This window comes from Halodesulfovibrio oceani subsp. galateae (assembly GCF_055397225.1).
Window position 1 is genome coordinate 3,698,575 of sequence record NZ_AP042453.1, and the last position, 13,222, is coordinate 3,711,796.

The 13,222-nt window shown below is 47.2% G+C and carries 10 protein-coding genes; 2 read left to right on the forward strand and 8 right to left on the reverse strand.

Annotation, left to right across the window (positions count from 1 at the left end):
• Positions 1–35: 35 nt before the first annotated feature.
• Positions 36–533 (forward strand): 3-isopropylmalate dehydratase small subunit, encoded by a 498-nt coding sequence (locus ACZ5V1_RS16250; RefSeq protein WP_464384911.1) that lies wholly within the window; start codon positions 36–38, stop codon positions 531–533.
• Positions 534–746: 213 nt separating this feature from the next.
• Positions 747–1,820 carry a 3-isopropylmalate dehydrogenase gene (gene leuB / locus ACZ5V1_RS16255; protein WP_373792903.1) on the forward strand — a complete coding sequence of 358 codons (1,074 nt, stop codon included), beginning with the start codon at positions 747–749 and terminating at the stop codon, positions 1,818–1,820.
• A 111-nt stretch (positions 1,821–1,931) separates the two neighbouring features.
• Here leuB and ACZ5V1_RS16260 read toward each other — a convergent pair whose 3' ends face one another.
• The 8 genes from ACZ5V1_RS16260 to ACZ5V1_RS16295 form a co-directional block, all read right to left on the reverse strand.
• A complete protein-coding gene (locus ACZ5V1_RS16260) occupies positions 1,932–2,675 on the reverse strand; it encodes a metallophosphoesterase family protein (RefSeq protein WP_464389729.1) in 744 nt (247 codons plus the stop codon).
• A gap of 63 nt (positions 2,676–2,738) precedes the next feature.
• Positions 2,739–3,590: an agmatinase gene (speB, locus tag ACZ5V1_RS16265; RefSeq protein ID WP_464389730.1), complete on the reverse strand. Its 852-nt coding sequence runs from the start codon at positions 3,588–3,590 to the stop codon at positions 2,739–2,741.
• 862 nt (positions 3,591–4,452) lie between these two features.
• Positions 4,453–5,610: a carboxynorspermidine decarboxylase gene (gene nspC, locus ACZ5V1_RS16270; RefSeq protein ID WP_464389731.1), complete on the reverse strand. Its 1,158-nt coding sequence runs from the start codon at positions 5,608–5,610 to the stop codon at positions 4,453–4,455.
• Positions 5,583–6,779: a saccharopine dehydrogenase family protein gene (locus ACZ5V1_RS16275; protein WP_464389732.1), complete on the reverse strand. Its 1,197-nt coding sequence runs from the start codon at positions 6,777–6,779 to the stop codon at positions 5,583–5,585. Before ACZ5V1_RS16275 ends, nspC begins: the two co-directional genes overlap by 28 nt.
• A gap of 77 nt (positions 6,780–6,856) precedes the next feature.
• Positions 6,857–8,794 carry a biosynthetic arginine decarboxylase gene (gene speA, locus ACZ5V1_RS16280; protein ID WP_464389733.1) on the reverse strand — a complete coding sequence of 646 codons (1,938 nt, stop codon included), beginning with the start codon at positions 8,792–8,794 and terminating at the stop codon, positions 6,857–6,859.
• Positions 8,795–8,994: 200 nt separating this feature from the next.
• On the reverse strand, positions 8,995–9,402 hold the full coding sequence (locus ACZ5V1_RS16285) for a VOC family protein (protein WP_464389734.1): 408 nt from the start codon (positions 9,400–9,402) through the stop codon (positions 8,995–8,997).
• Positions 9,403–9,629: 227 nt separating this feature from the next.
• Positions 9,630–11,114, reverse strand: coding sequence for a leucyl aminopeptidase (locus ACZ5V1_RS16290; RefSeq protein ID WP_464389735.1), 1,485 nt, complete (start codon positions 11,112–11,114; stop codon positions 9,630–9,632).
• A 155-nt stretch (positions 11,115–11,269) separates the two neighbouring features.
• Positions 11,270–12,589 (reverse strand): malic enzyme-like NAD(P)-binding protein, encoded by a 1,320-nt coding sequence (locus tag ACZ5V1_RS16295; RefSeq protein ID WP_464389736.1) that lies wholly within the window; start codon positions 12,587–12,589, stop codon positions 11,270–11,272.
• Between the last annotated feature and the right edge of the window lie 633 nt (positions 12,590–13,222).

The window sequence follows — 13,222 nt, forward strand, 5'->3', positions numbered from 1 at the left end:
CACAAACGATTTGATTCTTTTTGGGAGAAATGATCATGACTTTAAAAGGTAAAGCTCACAAAGTGGGCGATCACATAGATACAGATGCCATCATTCCTGCGCGTTTTTTGGTAACGACTGATGAAAAAGAGCTTGGTGCAAACTGCATGGAAGGTCTTGAAGCAGGCTGGGTAGAGCGTGTTTCTGAAGGCGACATCATGGTTGCCGGTGAAAACTTCGGTTGTGGTTCTTCACGTGAACATGCACCAATTTCAATTCTTGGTGCTGGTATGCAGGTAGTAGTTGCGCATTCCTTTGCGCGTATCTTCTACCGTAACAGCTTTAACATGGGCCTCTTGCTCATCGAAATCGGTGAAGAGATCATCCATATTGAAGATGGACATGTAGTCTCCGTGGATATCGAAGCTGGTACCGTCATCAACGTGACCACTGGCAAAGTAATCGAATTCCCGCCGCTTCCACAGTTTATGCGCGATTTTGTCGATAATGGCGGACTTATTCCGTACGTAAGCGAAAAATTAGAAGAAAAGTAATAGGTAAGCGCTCCAAATCGCTGCAAGGTAGTGGGGCGTAAGCCGTTAAGTTACAGAAAAAATAAGCGTATCTCGCAGATAAAAGTTTTAGGAGAGTCCAGAGAAGCCCTTTTTTAAAAGGGTTCTCTGGCTGCCGGAGGCTCGTCGAAGACCCGCCGGAGGCACCTATTTTCCTGCTAAACTGCGGAAAAAATTTTCATAGAGGGAAAGATCATGGATATGAATATTGTTTTATTGCCGGGTGACGGCATCGGGCCGGAGATCACCACTCAGGCAGTAGAAGTTTTGAAGACAGTCGCGAACAAGTTTGGCCATAACGTAACCTTCACAGAAGAGCAGATTGGTGGTTGCGCTATTGACGCCACAGGTTGCCCGTTACCGAAGGAAACTGTTGAAGCGTGTAAGAAAGCGGATGCAGTCTTTCTTGGCGCTGTAGGCGGCCCTAAATGGGATAATTTAGATGGTGCGACTCGTCCTGAAGCTGGATTGCTTGGCATCCGCAAAGAGCTTGGTCTTTTTGCCAACTTGCGTCCTGCAAAATTATTCCCTGAACTTTCCAGCGCATGTTTCTTGCGTCCGGATATCGTAGAAGACGGCATCGACGTTATGGTTGTTCGTGAACTTACTGGCGGCATCTACTTCGGACAGCCGCAGGGTCAGGAAGTACGCGACGGTGTTCGTTATGGTTTCAACACCATGGTGTACAACGAAGACGAAGTTCGTCGTATTGCTCGCATTGCTTTTGAAGCAGCCATGAAACGCGACAAGCGCGTTTGTTCTGTAGATAAAGCAAACGTACTCGAAGTCTCCCGTTTGTGGAGAGCTGTTGTAGAAGAAGTTGCGGTTGATTACCCTGAAGTTGAACTCACTCACATGTACGTTGATAACGCTGCAATGCAGCTTGTTCGTGACCCGAACCAGTTCGACGTTATCGTGACTGGCAACCTTTTCGGTGACATCTTGTCTGATGAAGCTGCAGTAATCACCGGTTCTATCGGTATGCTTCCTTCTGCTTCCCTCAACAAATCCGGCACTGGCCTTTTTGAGCCGATTCATGGTTCCGCACCGGACATCGCAGGTCAGAACAAAGCTAACCCGCTTGCATCAATCCTTTCCATGGCAATGATGCTGCGTCATTCTTTCAACCTCATCAAAGAGGCGAACGCTATTGAAACAGCAGTTCAGAAAGTATTGCGCGAAGGCTACAGAACTGGTGACATCATGTCCAAAGGTGAAACCCTTGTTGGTTGTAACACCATGGGCAACTTGGTTGTAGAGCGCTTGTAGAAAACAGCTATTTTCCTTTTGAAAAGACTATTTGATAGATGGGGCTTTTCACCTAAAACAAAAAACCGAAGCTACACATGTAGCTTCGGTTTTTTTATTTGTGATTTTGATCTAATCGCCTCTACCCGTTGCAAGGTAGCGTGCCCAGTCGAAACGTTCTTGTCTTGTTGCCGCAGCAACAGCATCTTCCACGGCATATGGAATATTCATTTGCTGAACCTTCCAGCCAGCGGAATCTTGTTCCAGCATTGTGTATGATGCATGCGAAGAATACGTCTGCATGGAATGCACGACAGGGTGATTGTCAGTATATGCAGGCAGGCCAACGCTTCCTGCATTAACTATAAGCTGACCGGATGACAGTTCAACAACTCGCGGAAGATGAGTATGACCACAAAGGATCACATCAGAATCTTCTCCGTCGAGCATTCGTATTATCTCGCCGTCCGAGCGAACTTGTGGAATACCACTGGAAATGTCTTCCAATAAATACGTCAAATCGTTGGTTGGCGAGCCATGACAGGCATAAATTTCTCTAGTTATCTGGCAGTCAAAGGGGAGCGTATCAAGCCACTCAACCGGAGCATCACCAAGGTCATTCAACACAAACTGAAGTGTTGGATTTTTTAAAACTTCTTCGGGTGCAACTTCATACAGCAGCCGATCTTGATTTCCGCAAATTGAAATAACATTATATGATGTTAGCAGGTTGTAGGTAGCTCTAGGAGCAAGTGGTCCGTACAGAGTGTCACCGAGATTAACGATATGGTTGGCACCACGAGTCGAGATGTCATCGAGAACAGCCTGTAGGGCATACGCATTACTGTGAATGTCAGAGATAATAGCAAATTTCATACTGTCACCACCAAGATCTAAAAGTGTTGGCTTAAGATAGCAGTAAATTGGGTTCCTGTAGTGTTATATACCAGATCGCTGAATAATTCCCAACATGGAGTATGTGAGCTGAGCAGCAGCAAAATCTGATGCGTGATCGCCTTCCTGCGGTGCAAGTTCAACCACATCACAACCAATGACATTTCGATCTTTCACAGCCTTCTCAAGCAATGTGATGGCCTGCCACCACTGGATACCACCGGGAACAGGGGTGCCAGTTGCGCGGATAACAGACGGGTCGAGCCCATCCACGTCAAAGGTGATGTAAATATTTTTCGGAAAATCTTCAGGAAGCAGAACGTCCGGCAGTGGTTTGAGTGCCAGATCTTTGGCATCGATATGCGGAATGTTGTGTTTAGTGCGGACTTCAACTTCTTCTGTACAAAAAGCGCGAACACCTAATTGAAAGACAGGTAATTCAAGTTCAAGTGCACGATGCATGACGGATGCATGGCTGTACGGATCGCCCTCATAGGCTTTTCGTAAATCTGCATGAGCGTCAAATTGAACGATACCGAATGTGCCGTGCTTTTTCTTAAGCGCACGCAATGCGCCGAGTGTCACGGAATGTTCACCGCCGAGCATAACTGGCAGCCCGTATTGGGATGCTTCTGTTACCGCTGATTCAATGCGGGCAATCACCTGTTCAGCAGATCCTGTACAGTCGACTGGCTCATGAGTGTAGATGCCATCGTCTGCGGGAATGGATTCACCGTCCCATAGTTCAAGTTGATCTGAAGCTTCGAGAATTGCTTCAGGCCCGTCAGCCGTACCCCCACCATAAGAAACCGTTGCTTCAAAAGGTACCGGAACAATCTGAAATCGACATTGTTCCGGTGTAGTTTCTTCAAGTTCTGATGCTAAAAATCTATTCATGTTCTTACTATACTTTTTGATGAATTTGTTGGCAACACTGTTTGGTTTAGTGATGGGTTAGGGGGAGTGAAATAGGGCGCGCGAAGTACAGAGGTAATCTTCTACTTCAGCCTCTCGGGCGAATAACGGAGTTGCAGAATACTATTTACTTATCGCTTTTTGCACTAAAAACAGCGCGAGAGTCTTACGCAGAACATTACCTCTGCGCTTCGCTGAAATTGATACTTAGTAAGTATATTTGGAAGTTACGTTAAGTAGAAAGTTTTTTTTTGAGAAGTTGATATTGTAAGCTGTTGTTTAGAATTAATAAGAGGAATGATACCTGAGTGCACGTAGTACAGAGGTAGCCTTCTGCTTCAGTCTCTCGGGCGGATCGCGGAACTTCTGGATACGATTTGCTTATCGCTTTTTGCACTAAAAACAGCGCGAGAGTCTTTCGCTGAATACTACCACTGCACTTCGCTGAATTTAGTTTTAAACATCAAGTTACGATTAAGTAGTCAAGTACTACAAGGCTGGCGCTGGTTAACGTAACAATTTGAAATAAAAATAGAAAGCTCTGAAAGAGAACATGTGGCTAGCTAGTGACTTAATGTGGAATATATGAGCTTTGTGATTCCGTTTAGGCAAAGTGAAATTTATTTGTAGGAAGAAATTTCGATTGAGTGCTCCAACCTTTAAATATCGGAAGAAAGGAAGGTGGAGAGTTGGAAAGAGCGTAGAAAGAGACTGGTAGTGTTGTAAAAGCCGCGAGGTTACGGAATCAACAGGCTGGGCTCGCAAATAAAAGTTTTTGGAGAGTCCAGAGAACCTTTTTTCAAAAAGGTTCTCTGGTCGCCGAAGGCAAAAAAAGAAAAAAATATTAGGACAAGCGGCACCTAAAATCGTCATATCCAAATTCACGAACGACGTGCAGGTCGCCGGAGCTTGGATTGTAGCGTGCGATTGCAGGCAGCTGTAGTCCGTTGAAGGTGTTTGTTTTCACCATGGAGTAGATAGCCATGTCCGTGAACGCGAGACGGTCACCTGCTTTGAGCGGGGTATCAAAAGAGTATTCTCCGATGACATCCCCTGCGAGGCAGGATTTACCGGCTAGGCGGTAGGAGTGTGCCTTCTCGTTTTTCTCGCCTGAATCAATGACGAATGGTCGGTACGGCATCTCTAATACGTCTGGCATGTGGCATGCGGCTGACGCGTCGAGGATGGCGATATCCATATCTGCTTTGATTACGTCGAGGACTGTGGCTACGAGTAGCCCTGCGTCGAGCGCAACGGCTTCACCCGGCTCAAGATACACTTGAACGTTATAACGTGTCTTAGCGCGCTCGATACACGCACAGAGACGATCTATGTCATATCCTTCGCGGGTGATGTGGTGCCCGCCGCCAAAGTTGAGCCATTCCATATTCTGGAGAAGATGACCAAACTGCTTTTCTACGGCTTCCAGCGTACGATCAAGCGCATCTGCATCTTGTTCACAGAGTGTGTGAAAATGCAGACCGGATACGCCTTCAAGATCGTTCTCATCAAAGTTTTCAAGCCGCACACCTAAACGTGAACCGGGGGAACACGGGTCATAGATGGGCGTTGCGCCTTCGGAGTGTTGCGGGTTAACGCGCACGCCGATTTTGATGGTGCGCTCTGATGCCTGAATAAGCGGGCGGTATTTGCGCAACTGTGCAAAAGAGTTGAACACGATGTGGTCAGAGTATTTGATGATCTCTGCCATGTCGTTGTCGGAATAAGCAGCGGCGAAGCTGTGCACTTCGCCGCCGAATTCTTCACGTCCCAGTCTCGCCTCGTGCGGAGAGCTAGCGCAGGTTCCGTGCAGGACGCCGCTCAGTACCGGAAAGGTGCTGTATGTGGCGAATCCTTTGAGCGCGAGGAGGATTTTTGCCTCGGTGCGCTGTTGCACGGAATCTAAAATAGCCGCGTTATCCGCAAGCTTTGCCTCATCCACAACAAAGCATGGAGAAGGCAGGCGTTCTGGATTTAATTTTTGAAGGTAACTTCTGTCCATGGGAGACCGTGAATGTTGAGTTTTTCCATGAATGGGTCTGGATCAAGTTCTTCCATGTTGAAGACGCCTTCGCCAGTCCATTTGCCGGTGAGCATAAGCATCGCGCCAATCATAGCTGGTACGCCGGTGGTGTATGATACAGCCTGTGAAGCAACTTCTTTGAATGCTTCTTCGTGGTCGCAGATGTTGTAGATGTAGTAATCTTTAGGCTCGCCGTCTTTCATACCTTTCATGCGACAACCGATGCATGTGCGACCTTTTGTGCGCTCGCCGAGTCCTGCTGGTTCTGGAAGAACTTCTTTGAGGAATCGGAGAGGGATGATGTCCTGACCATTGTATTTAACGGTGTCGATACGTGTCATGCCAACGTTTTCGAGCACTTGGAGATGGTTCAGGTACTGGTCGGAGAAGGTCATCCAGAAACGGGCACGTTTGAGACCTTTCAAGTGTTTTACGAGAGACTCAAGCTCTTCGTGGTACATGAGGAAACACTTTTTGGGACCAATGCCTTCAGGGAAGTCGTAGTTCATGGAGAAGCTGAGCGGATCAGTTTCAAGCCATTCGCCGTGTTCCCAGTAGCGGCCGTTTGCAGTAACTTCGCGGATGTTGATTTCCGGGTTGAAGTTGGTTGCGAACGGGTGACCGTGGTCGCCTGCGTTGCAGTCAATGATGTCGAGCTGATGAATTTCATCAAACTGGTGTTTCATTGCATGTGCGCAGAAAATATTGGTTACGCCCGGATCAAAGCCGGAACCGAGAAGTGCCATGAGGCCTTTCTCTTTGAAACGCTCCTGATATTCCCACTGCCATTTGTATTCGAACTTGGCTTCATCAAGCGGTTCGTAGTTGGCAGTATCAAGGTAGTTCACACCTGTTTCCAGACATGCGTCCATGATGGTGAGATCCTGATACGGCAGTGCGAGGTTGATAACGAGAACAGGCTTGTGCTTGTTGATGAGTTCTACAAGCTCAGGCACGTTGTCAGCATCTACTGTGTCGGTAACAATGTCGCGACCGGTACGTTCTTTAACTGAAGAAGCAATTGCATCACATTTTTCAATGGTTCTGGATGCAAGAACGATTTCGGAAAAAACTTCAGGAACCTGTGCACACTTGTGTACACACACGCCGCCGACGCCGCCAGCGCCGATGATCAACACTTTAGACATAGTTGTACTCCTTGCATGGTGCGGTACTGAAATCTACCTCAAAATTTCATTTTTGAGATACGATTTAGCCGCAAAAATTATCTTTCAAAGTAAGTATAGCCGCGCAGACCGGCATAGAACGCCTGTAGAAGTTCGAATCGTTCCGCAGCGGTGATTCTTCCTTCGCGCACGGATTGTTCCGCCATAGAGCGCAGGTCTTCCATGATTCTGCGCTGGTCATACTCTACGTATTCGAGCAGCTCGCCCACTGTGTCACCTTCAATCTCACGTACAAATTCGTAACTGCCGTCTTCATACATACGTACGCTGACAACGTTGGTGTCGCCGAACAGGTTGTGCAGATCGCCAAGGGTTTCCTGATATGCACCAACGAGGAAAGCACCCATATAGTACTCATCACCGTTTTTCATAGGATGCAGGTCAAGCAGGGGCTTCTGGCCTTTAGGGTCAATAAACGAGTCCAGCTTGCCGTCAGAATCACATGTGATGTCTGAAATGATGGCGTAGCGGGACGGCTCTTCCTTCAAGCGATGCAGCGGCATTACCGGAAACAGCTGGTCAATTGCCCATGAGTCCGGAAGGGACTGGAATACGCTGAAGTTAGCGTAATATATATCTGCAAGAGCTGTATCAATTTCTTCCAGCTCTTTAGGTACTATTTTCAGTTTATCTTTCAGCTTGGCAACAGTTTTGGTGATTGCCCAGAAGAGGTTGTCTGCCAGTGTTCGCTGGCGCAGGTTGACTCTTCCGTCAAGGAACATACGACGTGTTTCATCTCTGTAGAAGAGAGCATCGTTGTATGCTTCCTGAATGTTACGCAAGCTGAGAGATTTATATGCCTCGTACATGCTTACAATTGGTTCAGGTGTGTCTACAGGAATTTCTTCAGGGACATTACCGTCTTCAATTTTGCTTACATCGAGGATGTTGAAAAGCAGTACAGAATAGTACGCAACCACAGCACGACCGGATTCGGTAATGATGTGCGGATGCGGAATGTCCTGCTTATCGAGTGTTGTCATAACCGCTTCTACAACGTCCATCGCATATTCGTTAACGCTGTAGTTTCGGCTGGAGACATAGTTTGTATGTGAACCATCATAATCCACTGCAAGCCCGCCACCAAGGTCAATGTATCCCATTGGTGCGCCTTCACGAACGAGTTCGGCGTACACGCGGGAAGCTTCCTGAACAGCAGAGCGAATACTGCGGATGTTAGGAATCTGTGAACCAAGATGATAGTGCAGCAGCTTTAAGCAATGCAGCTTGTTATGTTCTTTCAGGGTGTCGATAATGTCGGTAATTTGCGACATTGAAAGCCCGAAAGAAGAACGCTCACCGCCGGAAGCAGTCCAGTGACCGCCGCCTTGTGCTGAAAGCTTAACACGCACGCCGATTTGTGGCTCTACGCCAAGCAAAGCGGCACGCTCTAACAGCGTAGCCAGTTCCCAGCCCATTTCCATAACGAAAATACAGTTGAAGCCCATGCGCATGGCGTGGAGTCCAAGGTCGATGAATTCTTCATCTTTGTATCCGTTACACACAAGGCATGCAGTATGGTCACGCATTTGAGAGATGGCGGCAATAAGCTCAGCTTTACTGCCAACTTCAAATCCATGATGAAAAGATGAGCCAAAATTGGCTATCTCTTCAAGAACTTGCTGCTGCTGATTGACTTTGATGGGAAAAACGCCTCGGTATTCTGCCTTGTAGCCAAGGCTTTTGATGGCGTCTCTAAAGGAATTGTGAAGAGAGGAAATCTGCGAATCGAGAATGTTTTCAATGCGCAAGAGAACAGGCAGCTCAAGGCCGCGCTCTTTGAGTTCTCTAATAACCTCGGGAATACTGACAGCTACGTTGCTGCCACGTCCAAACGGGTGGATGGCAACGTCGCCATGGTCAGTAATGTCAAAGTAACCGGCACCCCAATTACGGATGCCATACAGTTCAGCGGAGTCATCAATGCTCCACTGCTGGAGGGCTTTCTTGTTGGCCAACTGTCGTACCTCATACATACTCCATTAATGGTGTGTACCACCGGCAACAAAAGAAAATGGTAAGTTGCCGTATCCTCTACAAGTGCATGCCTTATAGAACCGGATGGCAGGCACACGCACGCGCAAATATAACACAAAACGCGTGCGAATTTTTAGTGGGCTTACGGTCGTCCTGTCAATACAAATTATGCACTAAAAACTGCGAAAATTAGTTTATGCTAATCGTTATCGTATGTTTTTAATTCGATAGTAAATCCTTCAGGGTCAGTAACAAATATTGATGTCCCTGTTCCGCGTGATCCACCTAGGATAAACGGCCCTCTGATAGTGATTTTATGGTCGGCAATTCGTTTTAGCAGCGCTTTCCATTCCTTATCCGCAAATGCTAGGCACACATGATTTGCTTTACCCGGTGTGCAGATAAGATCGCCTAGTTCTTCCCACATGTTCGGAGGGAAAAAATGGATCATGTTATGCGTGTTGATTCGCACGGAAGGGAATTTTGCTTTTCCTTCTTTCCATGCATCGTAGTTTTCAGCCGTCAGCCCGATAACTTCGGTATAGAAAGTCACACATACGTCGGGGCTTTCAACATTGAGCGTCAAATGGTCTATTTCAACTTTCATGGTCTGCATCCTTTTTTAAGCTAAATGTGTGCAACAAGTGTAGCACATAGGGTAGCACACCCGCATGTGGTGCGGCAGTATAGTTGAAAGGCTGAATAAACGAATATGGCAATAAAAAAGGCTGCCTCGTTGTGCGGGACAGCCTTTACTAGTTTTTTTGAACATCTTCCGGTTAGCAGAGCATCATACTTGTCGCTTTGCCGGAGGACGCATCGTGCGCAGGGTGATTAAACGCCTTTGCGAACAATTTCGAGCAGGGTACGAACGCCAAAGCCGGTTGCGCCGCCTTTGGTGTTGTATGCAGGGCCTGCGATGTCGAGGTGGGCCCAGCGTACATCTTTTTCAACAAACTGTTTAAGGAAGAGTGCAGCGTGGATTGCGCCACCTTCACGGGAGCCAACGTTTTTCATATCAGCAACGTCAGACTTGAGGGTCTCGAAGTATGAGTCCCACAATGGCATTGGCCAGTATCTGTCGCCAACAAGCTCACCTGTGTCGGTGATTGTTTTTGAAAGCTCATCGTCTGTTGAAAATACTGCTGCTGCGTGAGCGCCGAGAGCTACAACACATGCACCTGTGAGGGTTGCAAGGTTGATGAGTGCTGCCGGTTTAAATTCGTTCTGTGCGTAGGTGAGTGCATCAACGAGGATGAGGCGACCTTCTGCATCAGTGTTGATAACCTCAATGGTTTTACCGTTGAGGGAGGTTACAACGTCACCCGGGTGGGTCGCTGTTGAGCTTGGCATGTTGTCGGTACATGGAGTGATGCCGATAACGCGGCGTTCGATGTCGGAATTACCGAGTGCTTCGAACAGGCCGAATACTGCGCCTGCGCCGCCCATGTCGCATTTCATTTCATGCATACCGAGTGATGGTTTCAAAGAGATCCCGCCGGTATCAAAGGTAACGCCTTTACCTACGAACACGATAGGATCGTCGGTTTCGGTACCTTTTGGTGCATGTTCAAGAACGATAAATTTTGGTTCTGCATCGGAACCGGCAGCAACGGACATAAATGCGCCCATGCCTGCTTTTTCAATTTCTTTGCGACCAAGAATGGTACGTTTGAAATTGTATTTTTTGCCGAGTTCTTCTGCTTTATCAGCGAGAACTGCAGGAGTGATGACGTTTGCAGGAGCATTTACGAGATCGCGGGTGTAGTTAACGCCCGCGGCTGCTGCTTCACCACGACGTGCTGCTGCATGAAGTTCGTCCGGGAAATTTTCTTCAGAAGAAAGCAGACCCATCCAGCGAGGTGTGTGTGCAGGTTCTTTCTGAGTAGTTTTGAGTGCGTCGTATGTGTGAAGGGCAATGAGTGCAGAAGCAACGGCTTCTTCGATGAGCACTGCGTTTTCTTCATCAATGGTATCGATGGTTTCAACAGGTATTGCGCATGTGTCTACTTTGAGTTCTCTGCATTTGAGTGCTGCTGTTTTTACAGCGTCGCGGAGTACTTTAAGAGTAAATGATTTGCGTTCACCAAGGCCGACGATGATAGCGCGTGGCAGTGGGATAGAAGGGTGACCGTATGCAACGGTTACCTGATTCTTTTCGCCTTTTGCATCCTGAATTGCAGGAGTGATGGTAATCCAAGGAATAGTTTCGCTAAGATTAGGGATGCTTTCTGTTACTGCTTCATCTTTGAAATTGAAAAGAAGAACAGTGTTTGCCTGCCACTCAGCGGCTGGTGCCTGTTGGAATCGAAGATCCATGTTTGTCTCCACAGCAGATTGTCCGGTAGGCCCGGTAGTTGATTGATTTCTATGCACGATAGCGGCGCGTTATGCAGAGCATGACGCGCCGCTTTTATTGTCCATCTGGCAGTATAAGGCCGGAACGGCTTGGAGTCCAGATGCGATACGCAATCTTACTTGGAATAGTAGCTTGCTACAAATGCATCAACGCGTTTGTGTGATGCTTCCAAGCGTGCAGTGAGTTCTTTTTTGTATACGTCAAAGTCGTCAATGCTCAGACGCGCTACGCCGGTTTCCATTGCAGTTCTAGCTACTTCAGGAACAACCCATTCAAGAATGCGTGGGTCGAGCGGTTTTGGAATAACGTAGTCGGTGCCAAATTCCAAAGAATCCACACCGTATGCTTCACAAATTGACTGCGGTACCGGCTCTTTTGCAAGTTTTGCAAGAGCTGTTGCAGCTGCAATTTTCATAGCTTCGTTGATTTCAGTTGCACATGTATCCAATGCGCCGCGGAAGATGTACGGGAAGCCGGAAACGTTGTTGATCTGGTTCGGGAAGTCGGAACGGCCTGTGCCCATGATGCAATTTGGAGATGCTTCTTTTGCGTCAGGGTATGGAATTTCCGGATCAGGGTTTGCCATTGCAAAGATGATTGGATTTTCCGCCATGGAAGCAACCATTTTTTTGGAAAGCAAATCTTTTGCGGAAAGACCGAGGAAGCAGTCAGCACCCTTCAAAATGTCTTCGAGGGAGCCGTGATCTTTTTCCTGTGCGAACTCAGCTTTGTATTTGTTGAGTCCTTCACGACCGGAATGGATAAGACCGCGGGAATCGAACATGAAGATATTTTCACGTTTAACACCGAGTTCTACATAGAACTTGGAACACGCAATACCAGCTGCGCCTGCGCCTACAACAACAACTTTGAGTTTTTCAATGTCGCGGTTGGTGATTTCGCATGCGTTAATGATGGCTGCGCCGGAGATAACTGCGGTGCCGTGCTGATCATCGTGGAAAACAGGGATGTCCATTTCGCGCTTCAATGTTTCTTCAATGTAGAAACACTCAGGTGCTTTAATGTCTTCGAGGTTGATGCCGCCGAATGTTGGTTCCATTGCCTTAACTGTGGCGATGAACTGGTCTGCATCTTTAATGTCGAGGTTGATGTCGAACACATCAATATCTGCGAAAGTTTTAAACAGAACGCCTTTGCCTTCCATAACAGGCTTTGCTGCTAAGGGGCCGATATTGCCAAGGCCGAGCACGGCTGTGCCGTCTGTAACTACACCGACAAGGTTCGAGCGGTTTGTGTAGAGGGCTGCTGTTTCCGGATCAGCATGAATTGCTTTGCATGCTTCTGCAACACCCGGAGAGTAAGCCAGAGAGAGGTCTTTCTGTGAACCGCATGGTTTTACTGGAACAACTTCAACTTTACCGCAGCGAGGAGCTTTGTGGTACTCCAGCGCTTCTTCTTTCGTGAATAACGCCATTTTTTTGAACCTTTGTTTACCTTGGGCGAGTTGTGCACGCAGTAAGAGGTGTCCGGAGGCGGAACTGGTAATCGCAGGGTGCTTGCGCTCCCTTGGTTAGAAAATCAGTACCGGAGCCGTTACACTGCTTAAAGAATGCGATGAAAATTGCTTTCAAATGGCTTTAAGCATCTTGCCACGTGAAAGCAAGTAAATCCTCATAGTTGTGTTTTATAATTATAAGCAAAACGATGTAGTTTGTTTTTTACAATGCAGGGTGAACCGATGAAGCAATAAAGACGCAATGCGCTTTCTGCGGGAGTCGAATCGCCAAAGCATCAGATAGAAAAAATGACACGTTCAGCAGTGAGGAATGTGTTTTTTGTTCTTTGCAAGTGTGATCGTCGCGGGTTCTCTCGCGAGCCATCACGGTATAGTCGCAGGCAATGACAAAAGACTGTTGTTGCAGTTGATACGCAGTAGTTATGTCAAAACACTATCAGTGAATCTCGTCAGTAACTTGACGTGAAATACACGAACTGCCTGCTCATCTATACAATGTATACGGAATGTTAGAACAGAATATCGTTGAGTGTTAAAAAAGAATTTACTTATAAAAACCTTTAAAATCAGATGGTTATTCTTTTTAGTTTG

Excerpts from the sequence above, each read along its gene's own strand:
- ACZ5V1_RS16250 (WP_464384911.1), top strand. The coding sequence starts at position 36 with ATGACTTTAAAAGGTAAAGCTCACAAAGTGGGCGATCACATAGATACA.
- leuB (WP_373792903.1), top strand. The coding sequence starts at position 747 with ATGGATATGAATATTGTTTTATTGCCGGGTGACGGCATCGGGCCGGAG.
- ACZ5V1_RS16260 (WP_464389729.1), bottom strand. The coding sequence starts at position 2,675 with ATGAAATTTGCTATTATCTCTGACATTCACAGTAATGCGTATGCCCTA.
- speB (WP_464389730.1), bottom strand. The coding sequence starts at position 3,590 with ATGAATAGATTTTTAGCATCAGAACTTGAAGAAACTACACCGGAACAA.
- nspC (WP_464389731.1), bottom strand. The coding sequence starts at position 5,610 with ATGGACAGAAGTTACCTTCAAAAATTAAATCCAGAACGCCTGCCTTCT.
- ACZ5V1_RS16275 (WP_464389732.1), bottom strand. The coding sequence starts at position 6,779 with ATGTCTAAAGTGTTGATCATCGGCGCTGGCGGCGTCGGCGGCGTGTGT.
- speA (WP_464389733.1), bottom strand. The coding sequence starts at position 8,794 with ATGTATGAGGTACGACAGTTGGCCAACAAGAAAGCCCTCCAGCAGTGG.
- ACZ5V1_RS16285 (WP_464389734.1), bottom strand. The coding sequence starts at position 9,402 with ATGAAAGTTGAAATAGACCATTTGACGCTCAATGTTGAAAGCCCCGAC.
- ACZ5V1_RS16290 (WP_464389735.1), bottom strand. The coding sequence starts at position 11,114 with ATGGATCTTCGATTCCAACAGGCACCAGCCGCTGAGTGGCAGGCAAAC.
- ACZ5V1_RS16295 (WP_464389736.1), bottom strand. The coding sequence starts at position 12,589 with ATGGCGTTATTCACGAAAGAAGAAGCGCTGGAGTACCACAAAGCTCCT.